Here is a 14,396-nt window from a genome sequence, read left to right as displayed (position 1 = left end):
GCTTACATCGCCAGTTTCATAATCGAACCAAAGCTGGAAGTTAAATGACGTACCTGGTTCATCCCAAATCTGCGCATTTTCCCACTCAACAACAAAGTGACCTGTAGTTAGGCTTACCGCATAAAGGCTACCAGCATAGCGCCGCCAGCAAGGTCGAAATCGGTCCAGTATGGAGCAACAACGTTATTTGGCTCGCTTAAGCTAGGTAGAATTTCGGCAAACGGCGTTGTCGTGTTACCCGAACTTGTTCCAAGTGAAACAAAACCGTTAGACGATACTTGCATGGTAGTGTACTCAGTACCAAGGTAAGTAATAGGTCGCGGCAAGTTGATTGGTACAGATGCGTCGTCACATGTGCTTGAACACGTAAGTGGCGTTACACCAATTGAAGACATTGGAACATAGCGAGGCAGACCAAAGCCTTCAAGCAGGTCACCAATTGTTGTTGCTTAAGTGCCATGTTGAATGATGCTGTGTTCAGAGCACCTTCCCAATAGATTTCACGTGTATCAGCGTTGTAGGTTACAGGCTCTTGGTTGCCATTCTTAACCGCTGAAATAGTAGAAGGGTTAATGTTGTATTTGTGGTCAACAGTACCCGTAATACTAATCATGCCAGTAACGTCAGTATTGTTGGCGTACGCTTCAGTAACAACAACTTCACCTTCACTCGCTACACTTGCACTAACATCGCTGTTAAACAAGCTAGGCTCGTCACTGCTAATTGGGTATAGCGCTACAGGAATAAAGTAGTCAGTTGTAGCAGCATCAGTGTCAGACCAGTTGATACCACCAAAAGACCAAGAACCTGTTGATGCAGTAGAAACATCTACTGTAACCATGATCTCAGCAGACGCGCCTGCAGGTAGTGTTGCCATGTCTGGCGTTACCGTTGCAGAGATCTGTGGGTCATTAAACATTGCAGTTGCATCAACTGTCACATCAGAGTCGCTAGTGTTAGTTACTGTGATAGACATTTCACATGATAGGTAACAATCTGCGTCAACCAGGCTCAAGTCGCTATATGTTAATTCAACACTAGTCGCGCGCGGAAGATCAAGACGACCAGCACCCATGTCGAAATTATCAGCAGGTGTAGATGCATCTTCTTTCAATACGTCACGGATAGAAGACGTAACAAGTGCGCTCTTGATTTGCTGTGAAGTCCAATCAGGGTGCATCTGACGTAGAAGCGCTGCTGCGCCCGCAACGTGTGGTGCAGCCATTGATGTACCGTTCTTAAACGAGAAGTTCTCACCAACATGCCCAGGTGCATCAGGAGATTCACCAGAGAAGATACGCGTACCAGGCGCTGCAATGTTTGGCTTAAGGAAGGTAGGATCACCGCCTGGACCACGTGAACTGCTTTCGTTCATGATGTCAGCAAGGCTGTCAGAAACTACACGTACAATTTCATTGCCAATTGTTACATTAACCGCATCATCAGACTCAACCACAAGTGACGCAAGTGCTTGACCTGTAGTGGCTGGAATCATCCATGAAGGAACCGTCTGGTCTGGGCTTAATCCACCCATTTGGAAAGGCGCTTCGCCACGACCGTCTACGTTATGAACTACTACTGCAACTGCGCCAGCAGCTTCAGCGTTAGCAATTTTGTCTACAAAGCCACAAGAACCACGACTTACTAGCGCTATTGCGCCTTCAAACGCTGTTTCATCGGCAAAAGGAACACACGCTTCAACGTTAGCAGGGTCAACTTCTGATGCATAAACAACAGGCGCCGTTATTGCACTATCAACAACAATGTTAGGGTTACCCACTGAATATACAGCTGGGATCGTACCAATGGTGGCGTCACCTTCAATGGTCATTTCATTTGCAAACAAACGACCCGTTGTGGTGTTCGCTACTGTCAGCACATTGTCATCACAACCCGGGCAGCCGATTGTCGTGTCGCCTGGGCCATCGTTACCTGCTGCAAATACAGTTACAACGCCAGCGTCATTCATTGCTTCAAAAACGCCTGCATAGAAGCTGCTTGGCGTACCGCCAGGGCCGCCACCCCAAGAGTTGTTTACGATATCTGCACCGTCTTCTAATGACGCTTCAAGCATTGAAAGAAGCATTGAACCTGCACCGCTAGAGCTTGCTGGGTTAGCAGGTGTTGCATACAAACCTTTATATACCATTAGGTATGCAGCTGGAGCGACACCAGAGATCTCTGCCTCTGAACCATCACGCTCAGCCATAACGCCATAGTTACCTACAGCAGTACCAGCTACGTGCGTACCGTGGCCGTTAAAACCAAGTGGGCTTTCGTATTCCTCTTCAACAACGTCGAAGCCGTCTACAATTTCAGCAGCACGTGCAACGATAAGTTTGTTGTTACAAAAATCTGGGTCTTCTGAACAGTAATCATCAGTAGGTAGTGTTGCAGCGTCTGGAGCTGTGAAACCTTCGCCACTGAAAAGTGGGTTTTCTGGTCGAATACCACTGTCGATGATCGCTACCTTAACGCCAGCGCCCGCAGTTTCCTTACCACCAAACTGTTCCCACGTCTCAATCGCACCAATCAAGTCAAGACTTGCGTCCATTTGAGCGTGGTGAATAGTGTCAGGATACACTGCTTTAACAGTTGGAAGACTCGCTAGTTGGTCTAACGCATTCTTTGAGATAACGCCCGCGAAGCCGTTAAATGCTGCGGTATAAGTCAAATCTGCCTTGAATGACGCATCGAACGATTTAATAGAGCTAATAACTGAGTCTTGTTTAGCTTTCAAAAATGCTTTGTATTCTTTGGCCGCGTTAGACTTAAAGTTAACCTTTTGACCTTTGTGAGCAGCAGCACTGCTTACATTAGGATTAACGCCGCTAAACTGCGCCATTGGTGCATCATTCAACTGAATGATAACGCGAACGCTGTTTTCGCTAGCTTGTATTGCGTTAGCAAGGATATTTTTCTTGTCGAAAGATGCTTCGATTGCGTTTTTTTGTTCTACACTGAAGCCTTGAAATGGTGAAGAGTCTGAAACAGCCAACGCACCAAATGCAGAGCCTGCCAGCGCGGTAGCTACTACCGTACTTATTAATGTTTTTTTCATAAATATTCTCGTGTGAATAGTTCCCTGGAGTCCAGCTTTTCTAAATCTGACGCGCAATAAAGGTCATTCGCCTCTTTATCTATGCAGGTCATCGCTGTGACAGTCTATTACTAGCACACTTTATGACGATTTGTAATGTGTATTTCCGAATGAAACAATTTACATATTTTGTTACAAATGACATAAAGGTTTAATTTGAAAAGACAAAGAAATCTACGCTTATTTTTGTGTATTAATTGCACGCCACAGGAAAGTGGAAGTAAAAACAGCAACATAGTTATTAATTACTCTTTGTCCGCTTTTCGTCAATTCTCGGATCAGATTCGAGCGCCAGATATGATAATTATCCTACTGAGTTATCATATCTTTTACATATGTTTTACTTTTTTAGGACGAATATCCTCCATAATTAACAATTGAAAGTCATTCTGTTTCACCACTTCTTCATTTTCATCTCGAATGAAAAAGACACTCCTTCAAAACCTCAACTAGCATAGTGTCACGAATTTAAATCGTTTTTGCCCTCATAGAATAAGGGGATAAATAGTGAAAGACAGAAACCATCTGGCCGAAGTAAAAACAACAAACAAGGTCAATATTATCGAAAAAGGGGTTGTAGATATCCCTATGCTTCAAGTGCTTTCTTCAGAAGGCGATGTGATTGATGGCGCAGAAGCGCCACAGCTTTCAAAAGACGACGCATTAAAAATTTATAATACAATGGAATACATTCGCGTTCTTGACGAGCGAATGGTAGGCGCCCAGCGCCAAGGACGAATAAGCTTCTACTTAGCAAGTACCGGTGAGGAAGCTGCATCTGTTGCAAGTGCGGCAGCTCTGTCTTCTGATGACATGATCATGTCTCAATACAGAGAGCAAGGCGCTCTTGCTTACAGAGGGTACACCACCGACCAGTTTATGAACCAAATGTTCAGCAACAAAGCTGATCCGAATAAAGGTCGCCAGATGCCTATCCACTATGGGGATAAGGCACTTAATTTTATGACCATTTCTTCTCCGTTAGGAACGCAGATTCCTCAGGCATCTGGATATGCATATGGTCAGAAAATGTCAGGTAAAGACGTAGTCACTATATGTTATTTCGGTGAAGGAGCAGCGTCTGAAGGGGACTTTCATGCTGGCCTAAATATGGCGGCTGTACTTAATTGCCCAGTGATTTTCTTTTGCCGTAACAATGGTTATGCCATATCTACGCTTAAGCTGAAGAACAATTTGCGGGGGACGGTATAGCATCGCGGGGATTAGGTTATGGCATAAAAACAATACGCGTTGATGGCAATGACGCACTTGCGATCTATGCTGCAACTAAAGAAGCGCGTAGGATCGCCATTGAAGAAAAGTGTCCAGTGTTAATTGAAGCAATGACATATCGACTGGCAGCACATTCGACGTCAGATGACCCTACGGGATACCGTTCTCGTGAAGAAGAAGATAAGTGGCGTGCTAAAGATCCAATCGCACGCATGGCTAACTATCTAGCGAGCAAAGGGTGGTTTGACGAAAAAGATAACAAGGCTAAAGTCGAAAAGGCTCGACAAGATGTATTAGCTGCACTCAAAAGTTGTGAAAAAACTGACATCTGCGAAGTAGACGAGATTGTCGAAGACGTTTACGACACGCCGCCATGGCACCTCAAAGAGCAATTAAATAGCTTAAAAGCGCATATTAAAAAGTACCCGCAAATGTACCCTAAAACCGCAGGGAGAGTGAAGTAATGGCAAAGATGAACCTACTGCAAGCAATCAATAACGCCCTAATCACAGCCATGACAGAAGATGAAAAGGTCATGGTGTTTGGTGAGGATGTAGGTCACTTTGGTGGTGTTTTTCGTGCTACCAGCCATCTACAGGAAAAATTTGGAAAGGCACGCTGCTTTAATACACCACTAACAGAGCAAGGTATTATCGGATTTGCTAATGGTCTTGCATCTCAGGGCTCGGTTCCCGTCGCCGAGATACAATTTGGTGATTACATTTTTCCGGCGTTTGATCAAATCGTAAACGAAACCGCAAAATGGCGTTATCGTTCAGGTGGGCAGTTTGATGTGGGTACATTAACTATCCGTACACCTTATGGCGGTGGTATTGCAGGTGGTCACTATCACAGTCAATCACCTGAAGCATTTTTTGCACATTGTCCTGGTTTAAAAATTGTAATACCACGAGACCCGTATCAGGCAAAAGGGCTTTTGCTAGCCTCTATTCGCGATAAAAACCCCGTTTTATTTATGGAGCCAAAACGTTTGTACCGCGCTTCTGTTGCTGATGTACCAGAAGAAGACTATGAACTCCCCATAGGTAAGGCAGATATCGTTCAAGAGGGAAGTGATATCACGCTACTTGGGTGGGGTGCACAGATTGAAATCCTTCAAAAAGCAGCTTCAATGGCGTTAGAAGACGGCGTGTCTTGTGAAATTGTCGATTTGCGCAGCATTTTGCCATGGGATGTCGAAACCGTTATGCAGTCTGTGATGAAGACAGGCCGCCTACTGATTAACCATGAAGCTCCGCTTACTGGCGGTTTCGCAAGCGAAATTGCGGCGACCATACAAGAACGATGCTTTTTATATCTAGAGGCACCTATTGCGCGCGTTTGTGGTTTAGACACACCGTATCCATTAGCGCATGAAAAAGAATATATGCCTGATGAGACTAAAACTTACGAAGCGATAAAACGCACGTTGCACTATTAGGTTTAGGGAGTAGTAATAATGACAATCGAATTTATTCTTCCTGACATTGGTGAAGGGATCGTTGAGTGCGAACTTCTCGAATGGCTTGTCTCGGAAGGTGAACGCATTGAAGAAGACCAGCCTGTTGCAGAAGTTATGACCGACAAAGCGACAGTGCAAATACCTGCTATGCATGCTGGTGTGGTTGAAAAGCTACACTACGCTGTTGGTGATATTGCTAAAGTACATGCACCACTGTTTTCAATGAAACCAGATGGCGAATTAACACAGACAGAATCGACAAATGAAGATAGCGAATCAGTTGAACAGTCTTCTTCGCAACAAGCCTCCAATACAACATCATCTGATAGTGATGCAGGAAGTGTCATAGAAGATTTCATATTGCCAGATATCGGAGAAGGCATCGTCGAGTGTGAAATCATTAAATGGAACGTAGCTGAAGGCGACGAAATTGAAGAAGATCAGGCTGTTGTTGAGGTAATGACCGACAAAGCTGTGGTTGAAATACCGGCTAAAAACCCAGGTATTGTTCACAAATTGTATTACGGTCAAGGTGACACCGCAAAAGTGCATAGCCCACTGTTTGCACTGGCGCTAGAAGGTAGTGTTCCTGTTAAGCAAAAAGATGAGGTGAAGGTACACGCATCGTCAAATGACAACAGCGCTACCAAAACTAATTCACCGAGTGAGGTTGTTCGCCCGTCATCGTCAGAGAATGCGAAATTTAAGGATGGTGATTACGAGCCGCCCATTGCCATTCCAGGAAGAGTATTGGCAAGCCCAGCGGTGCGTCGAATTGCCCGTGAGCAAAGTATTGACCTTACTACGCTTGAAGGCTCTGGTAAAAAAGGGCGTATTCTAAAAACAGATGTATTAAATGTACCTTCTGCACCTGTTAAGCCTGAAACGCAGAGATCTGAGACGACGTCTGTTGTAAAAACGACATCCTCGGGAAGTTCTCGGACAGAAAAGGTACGAGGCATTCAAGCTGCTATGGCTAAGCAAATGTCGGCATCCGTGTATACCATTCCTCATTTTACGGTAAGTGATGAGGTTGTGATGGACAACTTGATGACGCTTCGCAGTGCGCTTAAGCCTGCGTTTGAAGCTGAAAACGTAAAGCTAAGTTTCATGCCGTTTTTTGTAAAAGCTATGTCGCTTGCGCTTAATGAATTTCCAGTAATCAATAGCCAATTAAACGAAGACGCGTCTGAAATTACCTATTTTGACAACCACAACATAGGATTCGCTGTGGACTCTAAAATAGGGTTGTTGGTGCCAAATATTAAAGGAGTGCAGCACCTTTCTCTATTTGAAATAGCAAAACAAATGCAAGAAATTATCAACCAAGCACGAGAAGGGCGAGTTGCTGGTGAACATCTAAAAGGTGGCACCATTAGCATCTCTAATATTGGCGCCATCGGCGGTATTACGGCTACACCTATTATCAATAAACCTGAAGCGGCTATCGTTGCGCTTGGCAAAACACAAAAGCTGCCTCGATTTGACGACGATGGAAACGTCACTTCACAGCATATAATGGCGGTCAATTGGTCAGGAGATCACAGAATTATAGACGGCGCTACTATGGTGCGATTTAACAATCTGTGGATGAGTTACTTGATGCAGCCAGAAAAAATGCTGATGCATCTTAGATAGACTTGTGAATCTGTCGCTTGTGTCTACCACTTGATACAGCTTCTTGAGTTAACTCTTGAATATAACCTCGCTAGAGAGTTGTTTAAAAGGCTAGTTCCCTAGGGCACTAGCCTTTTTTATTAGCTACTAACAAATGGCATTATGGTAACGTAAGGGGTTATCGCGCTATTATATTGCCAATAGTATTTTTTAGAAAAATTCTGAGGTATTGTGCTTAGCTATCAACATGCATTTCATGCGGGCAACCACGCTGACGTTATAAAACACGTTTGTTGGATAGGCGTTATAAATGCGCTAAAGAAAAAAGATAAACCTTTCACCTTGTTTGATTCGCATGCGGGGGCTTATTGTTATGACCTTAATGATGCGATGTCTTCAAAAAATAAAGAGTATGAATCTGGTATTACTCGGGTAAATAACACCGATGCTTCATCATCATTACTCAGTGACTACTTAAACTTGTGCTCGACGTTTTTAGCACAAGAACGCTATCCCGGTTCACCCGTGATTAGTGCAATGACTAAGCGAAATAACGATTCGCTTCACGTTATGGAGCTACACCCTGCTGAATTCGATAAGTTAAACCATAACCTCAATTCGTTAAGGGTAGATGCTTGTCATGTGCACAAACGAGATGGTTTCGAAGGCTTACGCGCGCTAACGCCTCCTAAACCCAATCGCGGCGCTATTCTTATCGACCCGCCTTATGAACGCGCGAGCGAATACAAAGATGTCGTTAATGGCGTAACACAGGTTCTTAAACGTTGGCAACAGGCGCAAATAGTCATTTGGTATCCACTTTTATCAGCTAGAGCGGGAGCAAAACATGGAGCGAGCGAAGCGATGTGTGACGCGCTTGCCGCATTAGATGTCCCATGTTTCAAAGCACAAGTGTGTGTTACTCCCAATACGGAAGACGCAGGCATGTATGGGTCAGGTGTAATGGTGTTGAACCCTCCATGGCAATTGGACGTGCAGCTCGATTCAGCTTTACAAGAAGCGGTCTCACATATGGGGGCTCACGCTTCAAGTTCGCTAGTGTGGCTTAGGCGTGATGCGTAAGCGGTTGTAGTTACCTAAGTAGACGAGATAATGACGCAACTCAAAGGGTTAAAACACTTCTACATACCTGATGAACAGTCGATATACCTATTGTCGCATGCCGATGCAAAAAAACTCAAAGATTGGGTAAATTTATGTATTAGCCAACTGCACAACCTCGGTTATCGACAGATTGAATTACTAGGAAAAGGAGCGTTTGGCTTTGCGTTTGCGGGTATTGCACCAGACGGCGAAGAACGTGTATTTAAGTTCTCACGTATAACTTTGCCTCAACATGTGCAGGATCGGTTAGAAGAAGAAGCCTTCATGCTTTCTCACGTAAATCATCAGTACGTGCCTCGTTTTATCGAATACCAGCAGATTCGAAAACAGTCTATATTGGTCATGGCTCGCGCACCTGGGAATGATTTAGAAAAAGTCAGTTTACAACGTGGGCCGTTAGCACCGCGAATAGTAGTCAAAATTGCCGTACAGGTTGGCGAGTTATTGGCGGGCTTTCGCCAATACAGTGAAAACGGTGAAATAAAACCCATTGTTCATGGTGATATAAAACCGTCTAATTTAGTTTGGGATCACGAAACTGAAACAGTAAGCCTTATTGATTGGGGCTCTTCAGTGTTCGCCCAGACGGATACGAATGGCCAGTATGTTGGTAACAATGTGATGGATCTCATGTCAGGTGAACTCCATCAAACCAATGCGCGTTTAGGTGATGTTTATTTTATCGGCGAAGAACAATTAAATGGTGCGCTATCTAGCCCGCGTTTCGACGAACAGGGCTTAGCGAGCACGCTTTATGCGTTGGCGTCAGGTCAATCATGCCGTTACGGTAGTAAAGTCATTACACCATCATCACTGGGGTTACCCAAAATGCTGGCTAATATTTTGGAATATATGTTGAGTGATGATGCAGCGAAGAGAAGGCAGGGGGGAGACTACTTAATTAACCACCTCCACGTTCTTAAAAATATGGTCTTCACGCAAGATAAGGATTTTATCTATACACCGTTAATTCCAACTTGGCTGTCTTCTCAAACAACCAGCATAGAAACAGTGGTATACAGTTCAAGGAAATCCTACCTTCGTCAACAAGCGGTGCTAGGGAGTCAAGACGTTCAAGACCTGCGTTACATTGATGATGCGCAGTTTGATCGCTACTACAAAAACTATTTGCAGGGTATGGGCGACACTGAAAAGGCGTTTGTTTCTGCAATTAGTCGACTGGGCAAATACCCTGTTGTGGGCGGAATGGCGGTACGTTGGGAACCCGAGGGAATTTATGTGGACTCAAGTCTAAATCTATATGATAAGACGCTTAAAACGGCGTTTGAGCTAGCGGTTAACAATGTCATCAACCTTGCAAGAGCAATTCACAAGCCAGCTGTATTTAAATGTTGTATGTTCAATGCCAAAAATACGCTGCACATTGACAGAGACAATGAAGACGAAAAGTTTATACCTGATCCTAGGTTGACCATTCCTTATGAATTATCGCGCATCTCCGCGACAAAAGATGACTCAAGAACACACTCCTACTTTGAAGATGGTGATGACCCCGATGAATTGCTTAAGCTTCCTGAGGCAATTATCGATACGATTAAACAGCTAAATGCTATTCATCATACAGGTTGTATTATATTTGAAGCGTTACCGACTCACTTGAAAATTCATAACTACTATACGTTGCTCGACCATGCTCAAGAGGTTAATTTCAAAGCTTTGTTATCTACATTGGTTGAGCAAATTCCAAAAATAAAAGGGTTAGGCATTTCAGGGTTTATGAAGTTACCCTATAAAGACACACGCTTTTTTGAGCACAAAGCAAAATTGCCAGAAAAGTACTATCCCAGAAATCCAAAAGCAGTATTAGAAGAGAACACACAACATGTCTGAGATAAAACTATCTTCACTTTTTGAACTTGAAACCGTTGAAGCGGGCATTTATCGGGGACAAAGCTGGGACTTGGGCTTTCGTGCGCTTTTTGGGGGCCAAGTACTCGGCCAAGCACTTGCCGCTGCTTATGAGACAGTGCCAGATGACCGGGTAGCACATTCATTTCATACTTATTTTTTGTTACCTGGTGATGCCAAAAAGCCTGTTGTTTATGATGTAGAGGTTGTTAGAGACGGGAGAAGTTTTTCTGCTCGACGCGTTAAAGCAATCCAAGACGGCAGAAATATTTTCTACATGACGGCGTCTTTTCAAGTGCCTGAAGATGGAATGCAGCATCAACAGCCTGTCATGCCAGAAGTTCCTCCGCCAGAGGACGTGCAGTCAGACCTTGAGTTTTATCAAGCGCACTACGACAAGATTGCACGTCCCATGCGAGAAGCATTGAGCTACCATGAGCCAGTAGATATTCGCACTGTAGACGCAGCTAATTCGTATCAACCAGTAAAACGCGACCCTACACGCTATATTTGGATGAAAGCGAGAAACACGCTTAGTGGTTCACTTTCTATGCATCAAGCTGCGCTAGCATATGCATCAGATTACCATTTCTTAAGTACATCACTTCAACCACATGGTGTAGCCGTAACTGATAAATCGTTGCGCATAGCCACTATTGATCACGCTATGTGGTTTCATCGTCCCATAAATATGGATGAATGGTTACTTTATGCGATGGAAAGTCCATTCAGTGGTGGCTCAAGGGGTTTAGTACGTGGTCAAATTTATAATCAGAAAGGTGAGCTTGTTGCATCAACAACGCAAGAAGGATTGATGCGGAAAGTAGATTAACCGTTAAAAAGGAAGTCATGTTGTGATTTATGAACTAGGTCAGTTAAAGCCAAAAGCGTCATCAGACGCCTTTGTTGCACCGGGTGCTCACGTTATTGGTAATGTTGAACTAAAGGCTCAAAGTAGTGTTTGGTTTAACGCGGTTATCAGAGGCGATATGGACAAAATCACCATAGGTGAACAGTCAAATGTGCAAGACGGTAGTGTACTACATACAGATGAAGGGATTCCGCTTACCTTGGGTAAAGGTGTAACTGTTGGCCATAAAGTTATGCTTCATGGCTGTGAAATTGAAGATTATTCTCTTATCGGTATTAATGCTGTTGTGTTGAACGGGGCGAAGATTGGCAAATATTGTATTATTGGGGCTAATGCTCTGATTACAGAGAATATGGTAATTCCAGATTATAGCCTTGTTGTGGGATCGCCAGGTAAGGTGATAAAAACGCTACCTTCAGACGTTGCGTCAAAACTTGAAGCGTCGGCACACCATTATTGCGAGAATGCAAAACATTATAATGCCAACCTCAACCCTCTGTAAAAGCGTTCACTAACCCCTAAATAAAAAATGCCCAGAACAAACGTTCCGGGCCTAGGGGAATGGCTCATTGCTGAGCCGTGCGCTAACTTTTACAGGGAGAGTGTATGTAAAATCCTTCAAACGGACAATGATTATAGAATACATTTGATTATTTTATAAACAGTTTGTGTGTGAATTTTATCTTACACCTTTCCGTTACGCTTATTTTTTAAAAATAACCTAACTTTTTCAATAGCCTAAAAACTGGTCGGATCTTTATAAATAATCGCATATATTTTATACAGTAGTTGTTCACTCTCTGTCCACATTTTATCCACTTTCTCTTTTTGTATGCATAGCCCAATTTGTATTCATCTTATTTATGTTGAATACAGAAGGTTGTACGTGCCTTCTTTCCTAGTAGTATGAGCCGAACATTACTCTACACAAACAATAAGGATGGAATATGCAATCGCTTTCTACTTTTCTTCCCCCTGAAAGAACACTAATGGGGCCGGGGCCATCCGATGTGAACCCACGTATTTTAAACGCTATGGCAAGGCCGACACTAGGGCACTTAGATCGATTATTTGTTGAGCTTATGGATGCAACAAAGTCATTACTACAGTACGCATTTAAAACGGAAAACGCACTGACTATGCCGATTTCTGCACCGGGGTCCGCAGGAATGGAAGCATGTTTTGTCAACTTACTTGAGCCCGGTGATAAAGCCTTAGTGTGTATCAATGGTGTCTTCGGCATGCGAATGGTCGAAAACGTTGAGCGCTGTGGTGCTGAGGCTATCACAGTCAGCAATGCGTGGGGGACACAAACTGATTTAAACGCTGTCGAAGATGCATTAAAGGCAAACCCTGATATTAAGGTGTTAGCATTCGTTCATGCTGAAACCTCGACAGGTGTGCGCAATGAAGCGAAATTATTGTGCGAGCTCGGCAAAAAGTATGACTGTTTAACCATTGTCGACGCTGTGACGTCGTTAGGTGGCGTTGAACTAGATGTTGATTGTTGGAATATTGATGCGATTTATTCTGGTTCACAGAAGTGTTTAAGCTGTGTTCCCGGTATATCACCCGTTTCATTTAGTGATAGAGCCGTCAATGTCATTCAAAACCGTAAGACAAAGGTTCAGAGCTGGTTTTTAGATATGAATCTTATCGTGGGTTATTGGGGTCAAGGAGCCAAGCGCGCTTATCACCACACGGCACCTATTAACAGTATGTATGCTATGTACGAGGCGCTTCTTATATTAAAAGAAGAAGGGCTTGAAAACGCGTGGGAACGTCATGCATTAGGTCACCAAAAGCTAGCTAGCGGCCTAAATGAACTAGGGTTAGAGTTAACCGTTGACGCTGCGTATCGTCTGCCCCAGCTGAATGTAGTTAAAATTCCAGACGGTATTGATGATGCGGCTGTGAGAAAGCAATTGCTTGAGGAATTTAATTTGGAGATTGGAGCTGGACTTGGCGAACATGCAGGAAAAGTGTGGCGAATCGGTCTAATGGGATATGCCTGTAAACCACGTAATATCGACCACTGTCTAGCTGCCCTAAAAGCAGTACTTAAGTAAAAAAGTACATCGGTAGTGCCTTATCAAAGGCTCACGAGTTTTAAATGCCTGATGAAATAAAAAGCAATAAATCGCTTGGGTAAACTCAAGCAAGCGATATCGTAAGGTGTTATCAAATTATAGCCAACCTCGGGGTTGGCTTTTTAGTGGGCGCAAAAACCTAACGTTTCATCTTGGATACTATCTACATGGTCATAGATAACAAGTAATATAACCAGTTAATGACGCCTTTCAAATAAGCTGATATGGCTAAAACGTAAACATTCACAGAGCATTCAGTTAACTAGTATAAGATGTTAGCGTTAATCTCGATTTAGTATTAAAAAAGGAATGTTATGAATTTACATCGAACTTTGCTTAAGAATGCGGCCTTTGCTGTTAAAGGAATAATGTTAATTGTTTCAGTGGGTGTTTGCGGCATCGCGCAAGCAGAAAGCGGTATGATAAACGTGCAGGGAAGTGGGGCTATTGAAGTCACTCCTAACGCGTACACCGTCACGTTTGTTATTGAGCAAGAGGGAGAAACTGTCAGTAAATTAAATACCCAGTTAGCATCTGATTTACGCAAAGTTGTAGAATTCCTTTTAAGCCAAGGAGTCGCACAGAAAAACATTCAAAGTATGCAAGTGCGATTAAACCCTCGCTACATTAACTCCCCTCAAGGAAGAGTGCAGGATGGTTTTACATTATCGAGAGACGTTGTGATGACCTCGACTAACTTATCAACGTATGATCGCGTGTTAGACGGAGTATTAAAACGAGGGGTTGATCGTATTCAGCAGTTTAATTTCATTGCACTGAATGAACAAAATGTCTACGAGGTTGCCCTTGTTGCGGCTATTCAAGATGCAAAGCGACGTGCACAGTTAGTGGCAAAGGAATTGGGTGTTGAAGTAGGCGAAGTTGTTGCAATCTCCGAAAGTGGTGGCAATATGCCGATTCCAGTTATGCGTGCAGAAGCATTTGCAAAAGATATGTCGATGTCTCTCCCTGGTCAGCAGCGCGTTGAAGCCCGGGTGAGTGTATCGTTTAAAATCGTTCAATAACAAC

Annotated in this window: 10 protein-coding genes and 1 pseudogene; 9 read left to right on the top strand and 2 right to left on the bottom strand. The window is 43.6% G+C overall.

The window, feature by feature from the left end:
* Positions 1-113 precede the first annotated feature (113 nt).
* Positions 114-395: a hypothetical protein gene (locus V6N89_RS10945; protein WP_346992689.1), complete on the bottom strand. Its 282-nt coding sequence runs from the start codon at positions 393-395 to the stop codon at positions 114-116.
* A complete protein-coding gene (locus V6N89_RS10940; RefSeq protein ID WP_346993766.1) occupies positions 377-3,061 on the bottom strand; it encodes a S8 family serine peptidase in 2,685 nt (894 codons plus the stop codon). Before V6N89_RS10940 ends, V6N89_RS10945 begins: the two co-directional genes overlap by 19 nt.
* Positions 3,062-3,607: 546 nt before the next feature.
* Here V6N89_RS10940 and V6N89_RS10935 point away from each other — a divergent pair.
* The 9 genes and pseudogenes from V6N89_RS10935 to V6N89_RS10895 all read left to right on the top strand — a co-directional run bounded on the left by V6N89_RS10935 (position 3,608) and on the right by V6N89_RS10895 (position 14,392).
* A pseudogene (locus tag V6N89_RS10935) lies at positions 3,608-4,797 on the top strand (thiamine pyrophosphate-dependent dehydrogenase E1 component subunit alpha).
* Complete coding sequence (locus V6N89_RS10930; RefSeq protein WP_338517572.1) at positions 4,797-5,774, top strand: alpha-ketoacid dehydrogenase subunit beta; 978 nt, start codon at positions 4,797-4,799, stop codon at positions 5,772-5,774. Before V6N89_RS10935 ends, V6N89_RS10930 begins: the two are co-directional and overlap by 1 nt.
* 18 nt (positions 5,775-5,792) lie before the next feature.
* Positions 5,793-7,433, top strand: coding sequence for a dihydrolipoyllysine-residue acetyltransferase (locus V6N89_RS10925; RefSeq protein WP_346993765.1), 1,641 nt, complete (start codon positions 5,793-5,795; stop codon positions 7,431-7,433).
* A 210-nt stretch (positions 7,434-7,643) separates the two neighbouring features.
* Entirely contained in the window at positions 7,644-8,495 is an 852-nt protein-coding gene (locus V6N89_RS10920; protein ID WP_346993764.1) for a 23S rRNA (adenine(2030)-N(6))-methyltransferase RlmJ, read from the top strand.
* Positions 8,496-8,525: 30 nt separating this feature from the next.
* On the top strand, positions 8,526-10,388 hold the full coding sequence (locus V6N89_RS10915) for a protein kinase domain-containing protein (protein WP_338517570.1): 1,863 nt from the start codon (positions 8,526-8,528) through the stop codon (positions 10,386-10,388).
* Positions 10,381-11,238, top strand: coding sequence for an acyl-CoA thioesterase II (tesB, locus tag V6N89_RS10910; RefSeq protein WP_338517569.1), 858 nt, complete (start codon positions 10,381-10,383; stop codon positions 11,236-11,238). The genes V6N89_RS10915 and tesB overlap by 8 nt, the downstream gene beginning before the upstream one ends.
* A gap of 22 nt (positions 11,239-11,260) precedes the next feature.
* Complete coding sequence (locus tag V6N89_RS10905) at positions 11,261-11,779, top strand: gamma carbonic anhydrase family protein (protein ID WP_338517568.1); 519 nt, start codon at positions 11,261-11,263, stop codon at positions 11,777-11,779.
* Between the two features lie 445 nt (positions 11,780-12,224).
* Positions 12,225-13,346 (top strand): pyridoxal-phosphate-dependent aminotransferase family protein, encoded by a 1,122-nt coding sequence (locus V6N89_RS10900; RefSeq protein WP_346993763.1) that lies wholly within the window; start codon positions 12,225-12,227, stop codon positions 13,344-13,346.
* Between the two features lie 335 nt (positions 13,347-13,681).
* On the top strand, positions 13,682-14,392 hold the full coding sequence (locus tag V6N89_RS10895) for an SIMPL domain-containing protein (protein ID WP_338517567.1): 711 nt from the start codon (positions 13,682-13,684) through the stop codon (positions 14,390-14,392).
* Positions 14,393-14,396: the final 4 nt, after the last annotated feature.

This window comes from Alteromonas gracilis (assembly GCF_036870955.2).
Classification (GTDB): domain Bacteria; phylum Pseudomonadota; class Gammaproteobacteria; order Enterobacterales; family Alteromonadaceae; genus Alteromonas; species Alteromonas gracilis_A.
The sequence above is the reverse complement of the archived record's forward strand: the minus strand, read 5'-3'. Positions and strand labels throughout refer to the sequence as shown.

Excerpts from the sequence above, each read along its gene's own strand:
- V6N89_RS10945 (WP_346992689.1), bottom strand. The coding sequence starts at position 395 with ATGTCTTCAATTGGTGTAACGCCACTTACGTGTTCAAGCACATGTGAC.
- V6N89_RS10940 (WP_346993766.1), bottom strand. The coding sequence starts at position 3,061 with ATGAAAAAAACATTAATAAGTACGGTAGTAGCTACCGCGCTGGCAGGC.
- V6N89_RS10930 (WP_338517572.1), top strand. The coding sequence starts at position 4,797 with ATGGCAAAGATGAACCTACTGCAAGCAATCAATAACGCCCTAATCACA.
- V6N89_RS10925 (WP_346993765.1), top strand. The coding sequence starts at position 5,793 with ATGACAATCGAATTTATTCTTCCTGACATTGGTGAAGGGATCGTTGAG.
- V6N89_RS10915 (WP_338517570.1), top strand. The coding sequence starts at position 8,526 with ATGACGCAACTCAAAGGGTTAAAACACTTCTACATACCTGATGAACAG.
- tesB (WP_338517569.1), top strand. The coding sequence starts at position 10,381 with ATGTCTGAGATAAAACTATCTTCACTTTTTGAACTTGAAACCGTTGAA.
- V6N89_RS10900 (WP_346993763.1), top strand. The coding sequence starts at position 12,225 with ATGCAATCGCTTTCTACTTTTCTTCCCCCTGAAAGAACACTAATGGGG.
- V6N89_RS10895 (WP_338517567.1), top strand. The coding sequence starts at position 13,682 with ATGAATTTACATCGAACTTTGCTTAAGAATGCGGCCTTTGCTGTTAAA.